Genomic DNA, 15,566 nt, shown 5'->3' with positions numbered 1-15,566 from the left:
GTGAAGATATTGTGTACAACAACCTACAGAGGTGATTATTATATTCATGGCTGATAAGAAAATTGTCGATGAGCTTCATAAAATTGCTAATCGGCGCGGTAATGGTCAATTACGTCGTGAGATATGGGCTGACCAGTACGGTGTTGTTACCCGCTATAATTTAGCCTATATCAACCATCGATTATCGCGGGGTGATAATGGCCGGGTAATCGGTTATGACAATGCCCATGGTTTCCATCATCGTCACTACCTAGGCGGGATTGAAGCGGTTGATTTTATCAGTTTTGAACAGATAGAGGATTGCTTTCAAAAGGATTGGACTTCACTAAGGAGAAGTTAATGGACAAGCTATTCATCAAAACAGCAACGGAAGATGAGTTTTTCAAGCGAGGCAAAAAACTCGCGACCTTGGCTGATGCAGGGAAAGCATTACCCGAGGAGCACACAATTACCTTCGAAGACCCGTTGGAGATGGTGCGGGTATTAAGTGCTGCACGTATCCTGTTGCTGCGGACAGTAAAGATGTATCCCGGTTCTATCACCTCCCTTTCAGCACGGCTAAAAAGAGATCGCAGTGCAGTTACCCGCGATGTGGCTATTTTGAAAAAAGCCGGATTGGTCACCGTTGAACAAAAAGTATTGCCCGGTCATGGGCGGATGAAAGAAGTTAAAACCACCGCCCACCGCCTTAAACTCGAGGCATTCCTGTAAGGCGGACGGATAAAACGGGGGCAATAGACAGCCCCCTTATTTCACTTTGCTTATCTCACTAATATCTAAACAAATTAGTGATTATTCAAAAACTTATCGAGGAACTGTCGAGTCCGATCATGTTGCGGATGGGCAAACAACTCTTTTGCCGGTCCTTGTTCAACAATCCGTCCGTGATCCATAAAAATCGCCCTGTCTGCCACATCGCGGGCAAAACTCATTTCATGGGTCACGATAACCATGGTGCGTTTTTCCTCTGCCAGTGCGCGGATCGTATTTAAGACCTCACCGACCAGTTCCGGATCCAACGCAGAGGTCGGCTCATCAAACAAAATAACCTGTGGTTGCATCGCCAACGCACGCGCTATCGCAACCCGTTGTTGCTGCCCACCAGATAAGCGCCGTGGGTAAGCATCTTCCTTGCCGCTCAAGCCCACTTTTGCCAGCAACTCACGAGCGCGTTTCTCCGCCACAGCCCGTTTTTCACCTTTGACAAAAACCGGCCCTTCAATAATGTTCTCCAGCACCGAACGATGCGGAAACAAATTGAAGCTCTGAAAAACGAACCCGACTTGCTGGCGTAGCGCACGTACCTGACGCTGCTGCTTGCTAATAGGTATGCTGCCATCAATCTCAATATCACCGACACGAATCATCCCCGAATCGGGGATCTCCAGCAGGTTAATACTGCGCAATAAGGTGGTCTTGCCGGAGCCGCTCGGGCCGATGATCGCGACCACTTCACCGCTATTGACCTCAAGATCGATACCGTGCAGCACCTGTTGACCTTTAAACTGTTTGGTCAGTTTTTTAACGTCGATGGCACTCATGGCTACTCCTGATCCTGACGATTAACGTGGGCTTCCAACCGATTTTGTAGCGCTGACAGCAACGTCGCCATAATCCAGTAAATCAATGATGCCGCCAGATACATAGTGAAAACTTCTAGTGTGCGGGAGGTTACCAATTGCGCCTGACGGAAAAGTTCGGGAACTTGAATCGTCGCAGCCAGAGACGTGTCCTTAACCAAACCGATGAAGCTGTTACCTAGTGGCGGCAAAGCCGTGCGCCCGGCCTGTGGCAATATTACCCGATAAAGTGTCTGCCAGCGTGTCATCCCAATACTGGCTGCGGCTTCCCACTGCCCTTTCTCAATCGATGAGATAGCCGCGCGCAATGTTTCTGACGTATAAGCTGCGGTGTTAAGTGATAGACCGATCAAGGCCGCAGGCATTGGGTCTAGCTCAATACCAAACTGTGGCAAACCGTAATAGATCATAAACAGTTGGGCGATTAATGGGGTGCCACGAAAAATCGAGACATAAAAACGCGATAGGAGTGAAAACGGCAAGAAGCTTGATAACCGCATCATTGCCAACATAAAACCTAGCGCCAGGCCAAAAAACATCCCCCCAGACTCAATTGGAGGGTAAACCAGGCACCTTTCAATAAAAATGGTGCTGAATCCAGCACCAATTGAATACTTTCATGCATTATTTAGTTACATCCGCACCAAAATACTTCTCAGAGATCTTGGCCAATGTACCGTCTTTTTGCATCTCAGCGATGGCCTGATTGATTGCTGCTAATAATTCAGGGTTATCCTTACGTAGCGCGACTCCAGACTCCTGACGAGCAAACGCCGGGCCTGCAACCGCCAGTGTATTGTTGGTTTTCTTCACCAAATCCAGAGCCGCCAAACGGTCAACCAGGATGGCATCGGTACGGCCAACACGCAGATCCTGATATTTTGTTGGGTCATCATCATAAGTGCGAATATCAACGCCTTTCAGGTTTTCGCGTAACCACTGCTCGTAGTTACTACCCAACCCGACACCCACTTTTTTGCCTTCCAAATCTTCAGGTTTGGTGAAGTTGCCTTCGTTGCCTTTTTTGGTCAACACCTGAATACCGGAAACCGTGTAAGGGGTTGAGAAATCATATTTTTTCTTACGTTCGTCTGAAATGGTGACCTGATTGATCGCCACATCAATTCGCTTAGACTCCAGTGAAGCCAGCATACCATCCCATTTTGTCGGAGTGATCTTTGCTTTAATGCCCATATGCTCAGCCAGAGCATTGGCAAAATCCACTTCGAAGCCGGTGAGTTTGCCATCTTCACCCTGGAAGCTGAATGGCGGGTAAGTGCCCTCTAGCCCAACAATCAGGGTGCCTCGCTCCTTAACCTGATTCAGCAGATCACCCGCCGCGTAAGACTTCACATTCAAACCTGTTGCCAGTGCCACCGCAACCATACCCAGAACGACTCGACGACGCACAATTGAAAAACCCATAAATACCCCGACTGTTATGTTTATTTTTGATATTCAACACTTTATCAGTGCTACTAATGAAATAAAGGAATATAAACTAATAACCATAGTTACAAATAGAATAAGCAATAACCAAAGGTCACACCCGCGGATGATAGGCAAAAAGTGCCGGTGCGCCGCCGGTATGAATAAATAGAATTGGACCATCATCGCGAAACTTTTTCAGCGCCAAACCATCAAGTAAGCCCGCCATCGCCTTACCGGTATATACCGGATCTAACAACACCCCTTCTAGCCTTGCCAACAGCGCAATCGCGGCCAGCCCCTCTTCATTTGGCATACCATATTGCGGGCCGAAATAATCATCCCACAAAGTAATCTCTGCCTGCGGGGTGGTGATAGCCAAAGATGCTGCCAGTTCTTGTTGAATATGTGTCACCTTTGGTCGCTGCTCGTCGGCTTTACGCGAAACCGTGACACCAATCAATTCAGCATCTGGCAACAATTGCTGCAAACCAACCGCCAGCCCGGCATGAGTGCCCGCACTACCTGAGGCCACAACGACCGAGCTAAAAGCAACATTTCCCGCTGATTGCGCGGCAATTTCCAATGCACACTGCACATAACCCAGGGCACCCAGGGCATTAGAGCCTCCCACTGGCACCACATAGGGGCGAAAACCTTGCGCTTCGAGTCGAGTCGCTAACTCAGCCAATTGCTGATTGGGGGCATGTAATCCGTCACACATCACCACCTCAACATTAAACAAATCCAACAGCAATCGATTGCCATTGGTCAGATAGTTTTCCTGCGATGTGTCGATAGGATTCTCAAGCAGCGCCACACAGTGCAGCCCGAGTTTTGCTGCTACTGCCGCGGTTTGGCGCACATGATTCGACTGAATCGCACCCGCGGTAACCAATGTGTCCGCTCCCTGATGCAATGCATCGGCCGCCAGAAACTCAAGCTTACGCAGCTTATTCCCGCCTAAAGCCAGCGGCGTGACATCATCACGTTTGATATAAATTTCACGTCCCAGATAATCGGACAGTCGGGATAGCTTTTCTAATGGCGTGGCATTGCCGACCAGATCCAGACGTGGAAATTGCGCCAGTTTTTGTTGAAACGTCACGGGTCCCCCAGGGAGTTAATATTTTAGGACGATTATTACCCAAAATAGTTAAAATTTCAGAGCAGCAACAAGCAGCCAATACCCTGCGACTTCAACTAGCAAGGGCATATAGATTTATCAGATGTAACATTAATAATCACTGATTTTATTATAGATGTCAGTAATTGATAACGCAGGGGAATAACTTAACTTGCGGGATAAATAGGCTATAGCCAATAGATCTCAAGGGGCTGGAAAGCGGGGGAAAGTGGATTTCAACGAACTTGCGCCCGAAAGTCATTCGAGTTAGAGAGAGCAATCACCGTGGATGTAGCGTGGAGGATGGCAGTAATAGAGACTAAAACGCCCGGCGAAGGTGAACCTTGTCGGGCGTAGCATCACTACAGATAATAGCTTGATATTTTTACGTTATATCATCAGTAATGACGGTGAAAATGCAGAGTTTTCTCAACTGCTGACAGCTCTCACGGCAGGACTTAGTAACTCTTTTGCCACGCCAAATACTGATCATACTTACGCAAAGCAATGCGGTAATTGTTATGTGCTGCATTTGGTAGCTCATCAATAATGCGTTGATGCATAGTTTCACTGGCGAATTTCTCTGCCGGATAATTAGTAGCAACCAGCATTTCATCCAAGCGACGCAAGCGCACGACATATTCGCGAACCGTGCTATGGCTCATCTCTGTTTGTTCAAATAAGTACTGCTTGAACGCCATAATATCAAAATAGCCCGGTGTACTGTTGCAATATATCTCGCTGCAAAAACGGCACAATGCAGTTAATTCATGCTGAAGTTTTGACCACACTTGATCGTCGATCGGTTGATCCATACCGGCGATCGCTTCTTTATTAATAATTTGTCCGCGAAAAACCAACGCCATGCGGTCAAGTTGCTTATTACAATGTGAGCAATGAGTTTGGCCGTGCTTATAATCTTTTAAATAACGGCTCAGTGGCCGCTTTTTTAGCTGAAGTCCTGGCATAAGAAGACCTGCATTTATAAAGTTAAACACTGTGATATCACTGAGCGAAAGTGAATTAAGAGTCGTTATTCAGACGGGCGCGTAAGCGTTTTATCGCCTGGCTATGAAGCTGACTGACACGGGACTCCCCGACTTCAAGCACTGCTCCTATCTCTTTCAGGTTCAGCTCTTCCTGGTAATACAGCGTCAACACCATCTTTTCGCGTTCCGGCAATGCCTCGATCGCTTCAATCACGCGTTGCCGCAGATTTCCTTCCAACAAATGTTGCAACGGATTGGCATCTTCATGCCCCTCCAGCAAGGGTTCGACACTTTCGCCATGCTCCTCCCGCCATTCGTCATAGGAGAAAAGTTGGCTATTGTTGGTATCCAACAGGATCTGGCGATACTCCGCCAAATCAATATCAAGAATTTTCGCCACCTCCTGCTCAGTGGCAGGACGCCCAACACGTTGTTCAACCTGCTGCATAGCACTGGCGACCTCGCGGGCGTTACGTCGCACACTGCGTGGTGCCCAATCTCGGCTACGCAGCTCATCCAACATCGCGCCACGGATACGCTGCACCGCATAAGTGGTAAATGCAGTTCCTTGCAAAGCGTCGTAACGCTCGACAGCATTCAGCAGACCAATACCCCCAGCCTGCAACAAATCGTCCAACTCCACACTAGCCGGCAGGCGAACCTGCAAACGCAGTGCTTCATGGCGAACCAGAGGAACATAGCGTTGCCAGAGGGAATTTTTATCGATCACGCCTTCGGCGGTATACAAATCGCTCACTAGACAGGCACCTAAGGGTAAGAGAGTCGTACCATTATCCTGTCAGGCCAGTCAGACAATCGCCGGAATAGACCTATAAAAAGGCGGCTATTTGACTTATGCCCCACGTTATAAGCTTTGATGCCTCTTTTTTATCGACTTAATTCTGTATTTATCCGCATAATTTTTTGCACTCATTGTTTTATGCGCTATATCAGTAGTTGCAACGAAGAGAGATCGTCATTCACTTTGACTTTATCAATTTCCTCAATGAACATCGTTGTAACACTAGAACTATGTTGGCTAAATGCATGATATGAGTAGAAGATATCGATAATGATATCTTCAGTTAACTGTTTGTTATTTTTTACATAAACGCTGATCAGTGATCTTATAAAGAAGAAATCAACAATAATTAAATAAAATTGTTTCAGTAGTGAAAACTCATCAAGTATTGCAAATTGGTTATGGTGTAATCGATAAAGAAAATAGTTGCGAAGAATATGCGGGTTATCACTAAAGAATGGGCCTGCATCCTCACACCAGACTCGGCTTAATTCTTTCATTTTATCGGCGACAAGCTCCACATCAAAACCTACAACTATATGATCAAGGAGCGGATTCAGGTAATTAAACATGGTTTCCCGCCCTCTGGATTCAGGCGTCTTCGTCATGAAATTTTGTAATCTTATGAGCAACTGCCATTGTAGCTCTGCATTGAAAGTGAGCTTACCCAAACAATCTAAAATCTCATTAGATTCAAATTGTTGCAATAATCCTTCATAACCAGATTCCATATATGGCAGCTTAGTATTAATATCGCCCTCTAGCTTTTGATAGAAAAGCAAAAAGGACGCAATTGCATAAAGATTTTCTTCTATTTTAGGTTGATCGGACATCAATAAATTAGCACAGAATAGATTTATTAACTGCCCCTCTATATTTAGTTCAGGTGCTTGAAAAAAACTTTTCAGCTCAATCACCTGGGTATTCATATTTAACCCATCAGGATTAAACAATACCTGCCGTGCCGCTTCAGGGCACGAGATATTCAGGCTATTTCGTTTTTCAGTTTTATATATATGCTCAGAACGTGGATATACGGTACATGTATCACTTAATGCGTCTTTACCTAAGCGCTTATAAATACCGCAGAGCTGATCGACATCTAAATAGGGGCAATTACCCTGTTCAGTCAATTTGATTGCGGCCCAATTAGCGGAACTGGTTCGAGTAACGGCAATATTCGTGACCGCAATGCGCTTAATATCAGGATTATGGCTTTTGGCGTACTTACGATAGGTCTCTTTATCCAGAGAGATAGTCCAGCGTTTACAGCAGTGATCGCGACAAGATGCTCCAATGCAACTGAAGTTCTCAACATAAACGGGTTGAACTACGGTAAGTTCTTTCACAAGCAAACCTCAATATTAACCATGAATCCAATTCTTTTATGCTAAGTGAATTAATCTGTCACAATAATTAACTTAGAATAATAAGGCGGCACAATATGCCGCCTTTTTTATATAACTCGATATATCAATTAACGCAGCAGAGACAGAACAGTTTGTGGAACCTGATTAGCCTGTGCCAATACTGAAGTACCTGCTTGCTGAAGGATCTGAGCACGGCTCATGTTGGACACTTCAGTTGCATAGTCAGCATCCTGGATACGGCTTTGTGCAGCAGTCAGGTTGTTAACAGTGTTGTTCAGGTTAGTTACAGTAGATTGGAAACGGTTTTGTACCGCACCCAGGGAGCTACGTTGAACGTCGATATCAGAAATCGCTGCATCCAGTGCTTTCAACGGATCGTTGGTCGCGCCAGTGGTCAGTTTTTTCAGGCTCAGGCTAGCAGTATCAATTGAAATCGCTGCAGTGGCTGCTGTTGTAGTGGTATCAGCAGTTTGTGGGTCAACAGCGATATAGAATGACTTAGTTGCACCAGAAGCGATGTCGAAACCATTGGCTTTCAGGTTGTTAGCTTCAGTAGCGTCATTTGCTTTGATATCAACTTTAGTGAACCAGTTACCTGCGCTATCTTTAGTTGGTGCAGTACCAACAGTTACACTCGCCTTCGCAACACCCAGACGGGCTGCCAAAGCACCATCAGTGGTCTCTGCTGAAGTTGCAGTAGTCATTGCAGTGGTAGCGCCAAAGGCTTTTTGGAAATCAGCAGCTGCTAAAGCCGCCGTTGCACCACCTTTAGGACCGGTTACGTTGAAGCCTTCCAGGTTCAGAGTCTTGGAGGTCACTTCTTTCAGGCTGATATCGATAGTTTCGTTATCGTTAGCACCGACCTGGATAGACATTTTGGTGTCTGAGCTCAGAACTTTCACGCCGTTGAACTGAGTTTGAGCAGATACGCGGTCGATTTCATCCATACGCAATTGAATTTCGTCTTGGATTGAAGAGAGGTCGCTGGTAGAGTTGCTGCCGGTAGATGCCTGAACAGTCAGTTCACGCACACGTTGTAAGTTGTTGTTGATTTCGTTCAACGCGCCTTCAGTAGTCTGTGCAACAGAGATACCGTCGTTAGCGTTACGAGCAGCCTGAGTCAGGCCTCTGATGTTAGAAGTGAAACGGTTAGCGATTGCCTGACCCGCAGCATCGTCTTTCGCACTGTTGATACGCAGACCAGAAGACAAACGCTCAATGGCTGAGCCTAAAGCGGACTGGGATTTGGTCATGTTGTTCTGAGTATTCAGAGACAGGATGTTAGTATTAATTACTGACATAGTGAATTCCTTAAATGCTATTGGGTTATGATTTGGGCTTACTGCCCACGGCTTCATCACCGTCACAACTTGTATCGGCGCTCTTTAAGGAACCTTTAGCCATTCTTTGAAATAATTTTAAAATTAGCTGAAAATTATTCTTTATCTCTTCTTTAATTACTGCTCTATTCAATGGAGCAAATAGCCCCCTGTTATCCCCCGTTATTCTAGCCATCATAAATTCTATTTTATGTGTAAACTTTTCCTCTTCTTGGCCGATAACCCGGTAACGACACTTGAATATTAAGGATTAGACATGGCAAGTATCAGTACACTGGGTATCGGGTCAAATATGGAATTAGGCACTTTGCTGGATAAGTTAACCGCAGCAGAGCAGACCCGGTTAACACCGTTAACCACCCAGCAATCCAGCTATAAAGCTAAACTCACCGCCTACGGTGTATTACAAAGCGCACTGGCAAAGCTGGAAACAGCATCTGCGGCATTACAAAAAGCAGATACACTGAGCACGACTACAATCAGTAGCTCTAACACTGCGTTTAGTGCAACAACCGATAGCAAAGCAACAGCTGGCAACTACTCAATTGAAGTGACCAACATTGCTAAAGCGCAGTCTTTATTATCTGCAGATGTCCCTAATGCGACAGATAAATTAGGAAATGACAATGCTACTCGTACCATCACCATTTCCCAGCCAGGGAAAGAAAAACCACTGGAAGTGACATTAACTAACCAGCAAACCTCCCTGACAGATATTCGCGATGCCATCAATAAAAAAGAGGGCAGTGTTAGCGCCAGTATTATGAAAGCGGATGATGATACCTATTATCTTTCATTAACCGCCAAAGATACCGGCACCAAGTCAGAAATGACGATCAGTGTCACCGGCGATGACAAGTTAAATGACTTCCTGAATTACACGCCAAGTAGTACTGGTGGCAGCGGCGCAATGACGCAGAAAGTTAAAGCTGAAGATGCCACATTAAGCGTCAATGGCGTCTCCATTACCCGCCAAAGTAATACGATTACGGATGCACCACAGGGTGTGACCATTAATATCAAAACATTAACGAAAACCAATGAGCCGGAACAACTGGTTGTTGCCCGCGATAGCACAGCGACCAAAGCGGCAATACAAAGTTTTGTTGATGCCTATAACTCATTACAAACCACTTTTGGTTCTTTGACTAAATATACCGCGGTAGAAGCAGGCAAAGATCAATCTGCGGGTAATGGGGCTTTAGTCGGTGATGGCGTATTACGTAATATTCAAACTCAATTGAAAAGCCAACTGGCATCTTCGCAAGTCGGAGATCTAAAAACATTGGCCAGTATGGGTATCACGCAGGATCTTGATGGCAAATTAGTCATCGACTCAACCAAATTAGATACCGCGCTAAAAGATAAGCCAAACAGTGTGACGGCATTTTTTGTCGGTGATGGTACTACCACGGGTTTCGCTACCCAGACTGATACTTTGCTTAAGACCGCACTGGATACCACCAAGGGCACCCTGAAAACGGTGACGGATGGCATCAATAAGACGTTAAAAAATCTGGATAAACAGGTCACGGCAACCACTGAAAGTATTACTGCCACGATCGAACGGTATAAGACGCAATTTACTCAACTTGATAAGTTAGTCAGCTCGTTGAATAACACCGCCAGTTTCTTAACGCAGCAATTTTCTTCATAAGGGAATAGGACATGTACAACCGATCAGGGAGCCAGGCCTACGCTAAGGTAGGCTTGGAAAGTGGCGTAATGAGTGCGAGTCCACACCAATTGATCGTGATGTTGTTCGACGGGGCGCAAAGCGCCCTGGTTCGAGCTCGCATCCTGATGAGTCAAGGCGATATTCCAGGTAAAGGCACAGCACTATCCAAAGCAATTGATATTATCAATAACGGCCTGAATGCAGGGTTGGATTTGGAAAAAGGCGGCGAAATGGCTGAGAATTTATCTGCTTTGTACGATTATATGTCACGGCGTTTACTGCATGCCAATTTGCACAATGACGAGCAGGCAATTAATGAAGTCGCTGCTTTGCTCGAAAATATTGCGGATGCCTGGCGGCAGATCGGCCCCAATTATCAACCCAACTAGGACCCCATTTAATGGAACGTCACCAGCATCTTTTGTCCGAATATCAACAAATCCTGACCCTCAGTGAGCAAATGTTAATGCTGGCGACCGAGGGTAATTGGGATGCGCTGGTTGATCTAGAGATGACTTATCTCAAAGCAGTTGAAAGTACCGCTAACGTCACCATCTCTTCATGCTCATCTTTGGCATTACAGGAGTTATTACGGGATAAGTTAAGCGCTATTTTGGCTAATGAAGTGGAAATTAAGCGTTTATTACAACAGCGCCTTGATGCATTAAGTGAGTTGGTTGGGCAATCCACCCGACAACAAGTGGTTAATAATACTTATGGTCAGTTTCCCGACCACGCATTGCTGTTAGGTGAGACACAGTAATCGTAGGTCACCGAGTCTTAATATATCGATTCGTTGTGAGAAATCACATGTAACTGCAACTATTAACATGGTAAGCAGTTTTTATTGTCACTATTTTTAACATGAGATTATATTGACAGTAACAATTACTCAGGTCTAACTGGCTATTATTATAACCCCTAAAACTTTTCGCTAAAATAGTCAGTCACTGTGAATTTTCTATTAAAATGAGTTGCTAGTCTGCCATTCAAAGCGTAAAGATATTCTCAGGCTAAAATTGTGAAATGAATATCGATGGAACGTACGATTAATTTTTGCCCTGGTGTGGGTAGCTCGGCACATGTTATTCAACACACAGAGCTACTACTCACTTCAGTCTATATTGAGAATCCCTTACTCATTATGGTTAACCGTGGGCAGAAGATCATTCGCTGGGATAATCAGGAGTGCGTTATTCAAGCCGGTGAAATAGTTGCAGTAAGTAGCGGACAAACTGTTGATGTAATTAACGGCTTATCTGATGACGGACTATTTTTTAGCCACCAACTTCGCTGTGACCCCCGTTTGATAGCTACCTTTGCCAATCATCCCGCCTCAGCTGGGCTTGGGTTAGTTCCTGGGGTTATGCCGGTGCGTAATTTAGCACCTGAGTTTATTAATACATTCGGCAATACCTTTAAAGCAATTTCAGATATCGGTGATATTCCCCCCGCCATCGTCAAGCATCGGATGCTTGAATTACTACTTTGGTTAGCCCAACGTGGCGTTAAATTTTCGCTTAGTGAAGGTCATTCGCTAAGTGAAAAAGTGCGTCGTTGCTTGGCTATTGATCCGCATAAAATATGGTCTGCATCAGAAGTGGCAGATCATATGGCGATGAGTGAAGTGGTATTACGACGTAAACTCGCGGTGGAAAATATACTGTTACGTGATTTAATGATTGATGTACGTATGACCAGCGCACTGCGTTTATTGCAAGGTACTGATTGGCCAATTTCTTTAATTGCCAGCCAGGTGGGTTATGAAAGTGCATCACGTTTCGCCGAACGTTTTCGTAAACGTTTTGGCTTTGCACCTACGGCCATACGCGGGCATCATCGTTTACAGGCAACAGATAATGACTCAGCATCCGATGGTTATCATAATTATTTAAGCTTGCACGCGCCTGATTTAGGACGAATGTAACGCACTCGGTTTATCCCTTATCCTTACCATAGCACTTGCTCAACCGTTCAATAATATCACCACATCTCATTTAGTTAACTCGCCAGAATCCTTTTTACAGTCAACATTCAGGACTGCTAAATACTGCTTTTAGATATTCCGCACGTTAAATCATTCTTTTTCACACCGCGATTAGTTTTTTCATCCAACAATCTTAACCCAATATCGAACAAAGCCTTTTCAATCATGCAATTACTTATAACTCACTGAATATTAGGGATCTGTGTTTATAGTTTCAGCACATTCTATGATTATGATTGATTGAATAATAAACTTCGGGATGGCTATGATGCTAAGCAACCTGTTCGGACTAAAAAGCCGCTATCCTTTGCACATCCAGATAGCAGCCCTATTTACTCTACTGATCGTCTCAATTGGGATTATCATTATTGCTTTTGGTCATAGCCAATTGACCAAATTGACCGAGATCAGCACCAACCGTCAGTATCAAAAAACCGGGGAAGCCATTGCGGCTGAATTGGATGCGGTAACCCGCCCTATGATGATGTCAGTTAACCTTCTCGCCAGTATGCAAATAACAGAATTATCGACCCTTGAGCAAAGAATGGCTTTTGTCGGTAAGTTTATTGAAGTACTGCAACAAAATAACTATGCCAGTGCTATCTATAGTGCTTATCCCAACGGCGATCTATTTATGTTGCGACGTCTGACTGAGGCTAACCGTTTACTATTCCATGCCCCGGAAGAAGCTGAATGGATGATTCAAAGTAATCGTTTTCTTGATAGTCTGCCGGAAAAACGTTTTATTTATCTCAATAAGCAGCAACAGGTTATTGCGGTGATGCCACGAGATAATGATAACTACGATCCTAGGCAGAGAGATTGGTTTATTTTAGCCGCCGCAAGCCCTACGCTGGTCACCTCCCCTATCTATATTTTTAAAGGTACAGGCGAAGTCGGTTTTACTTATAGTCGTCAGGCCGAAAATAAACAGGCAATCATTGGATTAGATGTTTCTCTGACTTCGCTATCACAGTTCCTAATAAGACAAAATCTGCCGCCAGGTAGCCAGGCCATTATTATCAACTCTCGCGGTGAAGTTATCGCTAGCCTGCCAAAAACCAAAGAGACTACTGTAGTAGCCGCTAGCGAAGATAAGCAAGTTCCTGTATTGCAAGCGCTACTCAATATTCAAAAAAGCAATCTTGCCAGCAATAATACTCAAGGAGATGAGCATCCCAATAGCATCATGTTTGAAGCGAAAAACCAGCACTGGTTCGGCTCAGTGGTTGATATCAATACCAATGGTAACGTCTATCAGTTGGTTATTGCCACGCCAGCGAGTTATTTGACTGCTGATGCTAACTCTATTCGTAATCATTCAACCTTTATTGCGTTTATCCTATTGATGCTTGGTTTACCGCTGGTTTGGTACTTCTCAAGAAAGATATCCAAACCGCTGATTCGACTACGTCAAGATGCTGACTCCATCAGTAATTTGTATTTCGAAGAGCGTGAATTAGAGCACTCTGTCATTGAAGAAGTGGATGAGCTACATAAATCCATGTCAAAAATGAAATCAACACTAAAACAGTTTATTTCGATGGGTAATATGCTGACAACAGAAAGTAATTTCCATCGTCAGATGCAGGGGTTATTAAGTGAAACCACAGAAATTGCGGCCATGACTGGCGGGATTATTTTTCTCACAGATAAAGATACCGGGACTTTTACGCCGACAGCATTCCGCTGGAATGGCGAAAATATCCCCGTTGCAGAGATGTCTTCGCTACAGGTAGAAAAAGATAATTTTAGTGCCTTCCAACAAGTGCTTGAGGGAAAAACCATTGTCGGAACATTGAATAATGAGAATATATTTAATCAGCTACAAGACTTCCTGCAACCGTATTTACCTTTACGTTTTATTGCTGTACCGATGAAAACACATGATGACCAATTATTAGGTTTCTTACTGCTGTTTAATCCTTATGTCTTAAATGCCGAACGTGAACGCTCGAAAATCCAATTGGTCAATGCGCTGGTGGGTAGCTTATCGGTTTCAGTAGAAACCCAGCGCCTGCTGCAAGAACAGAAAAACCTGCTCAATGCCTTTATTGAGCTTATTGCTGGCGCAATTGATGCTAAAAGTGCTTATACCGGCGGGCACTGTCAGCGCGTACCGGAAATAACCAAGATGCTCGCCCGGGCAGCAATTAATGTTAAAGAAGGGCCTTTTGCCCACTTTAATTTATCCGAGAGCGAGTGGGAAGAACTGCATACTGCCTGCTGGTTACATGACTGTGGCAAGATAACCACCCCTGAATTTGTCGTCGATAAATCAACAAAACTGGAGTTAATTTACGATCGTATTCACGAAATACGTATGCGGTTTGAAGTATTAAAACGTGAAAAAGAGATTACCTTCTTGCGTCGTCATGCCACCATCACGGCCAGCGAGGCTGATCAACAAGCACTGGCTGACGAACTCCACCAGTTAGATGAAGATTTTTATTTTATCGCGCACTGTAATATCGGTGGCGAATTTATGTCTGATGAAGCCATTGCGCGCATCCAACAAATTGCAAGCCTCCATTGGACTCGAACATTGGATGATAACGCCGGTATTGCCCATGAAGAGCGGATTCGCAAGGCGCGGCACAGTACACCTTCATTGCCGGTACAAGAACCGATGCTGGCAGATAAAGAAGAGCATATTATCTACCGTGATAATAAAAATAAGCGTCCGGAATATTATGATTTCAAGGTGCAGGAACCAACTTTCCTCTATAACCGTGGAGAGATTTATAACCTCAGCATTCGCCGTGGAACACTGACGGAGGAGGACCGCTACAAAATAAACGAACACATTATGCAAACTATTGTGATGCTAAAAAAATTACCTTTCCCGCGCACCATGGCGAATGTTCCGGTGATTGCAGGTGGACATCATGAGCGGATGGATGGCAAAGGCTACCCTTACCAACTGACCTATAAGCAGATGAGCATCCCGGTACGCATGATGGCTATTGCCGACGTATTTGAAGCCCTTACCGCCGCAGACCGCCCTTATAAACCAGGTAAACTGTTATCTGAAGCGCTGAATATCATGGTTAACATGGTGAATGAAAATCATCTGGATCGGGATCTGTTTATTCTGTTTCTGCAATCCGGTATCTGGCATGAATATGCCGTTGCTTATCTACAAGCGGATAAAGTTGATATTATTGATATCTCAGTATTACTGCAAAAAGTGGGACACCAAAATATTTCGCTGGCAGAGACGGCTTAGAGAGCAAGAAAGGGAGAGTCATTATCCTGAAGTGGCG

General features: G+C 44.8%; 14 protein-coding genes and 1 pseudogene. 7 read left to right on the top strand and 8 right to left on the bottom strand.

From position 1 onward, the window contains the following. Positions 1 to 46 precede the first annotated feature (46 nt). Together HRK25_RS14290 and HRK25_RS14285 are read left to right on the top strand one after the other, a co-directional pair. Entirely contained in the window at positions 47 to 340 is a 294-nt protein-coding gene (locus tag HRK25_RS14290) for a toxin-antitoxin system TumE family protein (RefSeq protein WP_032898153.1), read from the top strand. Then, positions 340 to 711: an HVO_A0114 family putative DNA-binding protein gene (locus tag HRK25_RS14285; protein WP_005275593.1), complete on the top strand. Its 372-nt coding sequence runs from the start codon at positions 340 to 342 to the stop codon at positions 709 to 711. The genes HRK25_RS14290 and HRK25_RS14285 overlap by 1 nt, the downstream gene beginning before the upstream one ends. A gap of 74 nt (positions 712 to 785) precedes the next feature. Here HRK25_RS14285 and tcyN read toward each other — a convergent pair whose 3' ends face one another. The 8 genes and pseudogenes from tcyN to HRK25_RS14245 form a co-directional block, all read right to left on the bottom strand. Next, on the bottom strand, positions 786 to 1,541 hold the full coding sequence (tcyN, locus tag HRK25_RS14280) for an L-cystine ABC transporter ATP-binding protein TcyN (protein WP_005275595.1): 756 nt from the start codon (positions 1,539 to 1,541) through the stop codon (positions 786 to 788). Positions 1,542 to 1,543: 2 nt separating this feature from the next. After that, positions 1,544 to 2,205 (bottom strand): annotated as a pseudogene (gene tcyL, locus HRK25_RS14275) (cystine ABC transporter permease). Further along, entirely contained in the window at positions 2,205 to 3,005 is an 801-nt protein-coding gene (gene tcyJ, locus HRK25_RS14270; protein WP_032898154.1) for a cystine ABC transporter substrate-binding protein, read from the bottom strand. Before tcyJ ends, tcyL begins: the two are co-directional and overlap by 1 nt. Positions 3,006 to 3,123: 118 nt before the next feature. Next, on the bottom strand, positions 3,124 to 4,116 hold the full coding sequence (locus HRK25_RS14265) for a D-cysteine desulfhydrase (RefSeq protein WP_005275600.1): 993 nt from the start codon (positions 4,114 to 4,116) through the stop codon (positions 3,124 to 3,126). Between the two features lie 476 nt (positions 4,117 to 4,592). Continuing rightward, positions 4,593 to 5,102: a flagella biosynthesis regulatory protein FliZ gene (fliZ, locus tag HRK25_RS14260; protein WP_005275602.1), complete on the bottom strand. Its 510-nt coding sequence runs from the start codon at positions 5,100 to 5,102 to the stop codon at positions 4,593 to 4,595. 55 nt (positions 5,103 to 5,157) lie between these two features. Beyond that, the gene (locus tag HRK25_RS14255; RefSeq protein WP_005275605.1) at positions 5,158 to 5,880 is read right to left on the bottom strand and encodes an RNA polymerase sigma factor FliA; all 723 of its coding nucleotides are present in this window, start codon (positions 5,878 to 5,880) and stop codon (positions 5,158 to 5,160) included. A 188-nt stretch (positions 5,881 to 6,068) separates the two neighbouring features. Next, positions 6,069 to 7,274, bottom strand: a complete 1,206-nt coding sequence (gene fliB, locus HRK25_RS14250; protein ID WP_005275610.1) for a flagellin lysine-N-methylase — start codon at positions 7,272 to 7,274, stop codon at positions 6,069 to 6,071. 128 nt (positions 7,275 to 7,402) lie between these two features. After that, positions 7,403 to 8,596 (bottom strand): FliC/FljB family flagellin, encoded by a 1,194-nt coding sequence (locus HRK25_RS14245; RefSeq protein WP_032898155.1) that lies wholly within the window; start codon positions 8,594 to 8,596, stop codon positions 7,403 to 7,405. 295 nt (positions 8,597 to 8,891) lie between these two features. Here HRK25_RS14245 and fliD point away from each other — a divergent pair, with 295 nt between their 5' ends. From fliD to HRK25_RS14220, 5 genes are all read left to right on the top strand, one after another. Next, a complete protein-coding gene (gene fliD / locus HRK25_RS14240; RefSeq protein WP_005275616.1) occupies positions 8,892 to 10,292 on the top strand; it encodes a flagellar filament capping protein FliD in 1,401 nt (466 codons plus the stop codon). 11 nt (positions 10,293 to 10,303) lie between these two features. Beyond that, complete coding sequence (fliS, locus tag HRK25_RS14235; protein WP_032898159.1) at positions 10,304 to 10,702, top strand: flagellar export chaperone FliS; 399 nt, start codon at positions 10,304 to 10,306, stop codon at positions 10,700 to 10,702. Positions 10,703 to 10,713: 11 nt separating this feature from the next. Beyond that, positions 10,714 to 11,076, top strand: a complete 363-nt coding sequence (fliT, locus tag HRK25_RS14230) for a flagella biosynthesis regulatory protein FliT (RefSeq protein ID WP_005275622.1) — start codon at positions 10,714 to 10,716, stop codon at positions 11,074 to 11,076. Between the two features lie 273 nt (positions 11,077 to 11,349). Next, entirely contained in the window at positions 11,350 to 12,240 is an 891-nt protein-coding gene (locus HRK25_RS14225; RefSeq protein WP_032898161.1) for a helix-turn-helix transcriptional regulator, read from the top strand. A gap of 328 nt (positions 12,241 to 12,568) precedes the next feature. After that, the gene (locus tag HRK25_RS14220; protein ID WP_032898167.1) at positions 12,569 to 15,529 is read left to right on the top strand and encodes an HD domain-containing phosphohydrolase; all 2,961 of its coding nucleotides are present in this window, start codon (positions 12,569 to 12,571) and stop codon (positions 15,527 to 15,529) included. Positions 15,530 to 15,566 lie beyond the last annotated feature (37 nt).

It is taken from the genome of Yersinia bercovieri ATCC 43970 (genome assembly GCF_013282745.1).
GTDB lineage: Bacteria > Pseudomonadota > Gammaproteobacteria > Enterobacterales > Enterobacteriaceae > Yersinia > Yersinia bercovieri.
This window is presented reverse-complemented; position numbering and strand designations above follow the sequence as displayed.

What these genes read in the sequence shown, in the direction of transcription:
- fliS (WP_032898159.1), top strand. Translation starts at nt 10,304, where the DNA reads ATGTACAACCGATCAGGGAGCCAGGCCTACGCTAAGGTAGGCTTGGAA.
- HRK25_RS14285 (WP_005275593.1), top strand. Translation starts at nt 340, where the DNA reads ATGGACAAGCTATTCATCAAAACAGCAACGGAAGATGAGTTTTTCAAG.
- HRK25_RS14220 (WP_032898167.1), top strand. Translation starts at nt 12,569, where the DNA reads ATGCTAAGCAACCTGTTCGGACTAAAAAGCCGCTATCCTTTGCACATC.
- tcyJ (WP_032898154.1), bottom strand. Translation starts at nt 3,005, where the DNA reads ATGGGTTTTTCAATTGTGCGTCGTCGAGTCGTTCTGGGTATGGTTGCG.
- HRK25_RS14245 (WP_032898155.1), bottom strand. Translation starts at nt 8,596, where the DNA reads ATGTCAGTAATTAATACTAACATCCTGTCTCTGAATACTCAGAACAAC.
- HRK25_RS14290 (WP_032898153.1), top strand. Translation starts at nt 47, where the DNA reads ATGGCTGATAAGAAAATTGTCGATGAGCTTCATAAAATTGCTAATCGG.
- HRK25_RS14225 (WP_032898161.1), top strand. Translation starts at nt 11,350, where the DNA reads ATGGAACGTACGATTAATTTTTGCCCTGGTGTGGGTAGCTCGGCACAT.
- fliD (WP_005275616.1), top strand. Translation starts at nt 8,892, where the DNA reads ATGGCAAGTATCAGTACACTGGGTATCGGGTCAAATATGGAATTAGGC.
- tcyN (WP_005275595.1), bottom strand. Translation starts at nt 1,541, where the DNA reads ATGAGTGCCATCGACGTTAAAAAACTGACCAAACAGTTTAAAGGTCAA.
- fliZ (WP_005275602.1), bottom strand. Translation starts at nt 5,102, where the DNA reads ATGCCAGGACTTCAGCTAAAAAAGCGGCCACTGAGCCGTTATTTAAAA.
- fliT (WP_005275622.1), top strand. Translation starts at nt 10,714, where the DNA reads ATGGAACGTCACCAGCATCTTTTGTCCGAATATCAACAAATCCTGACC.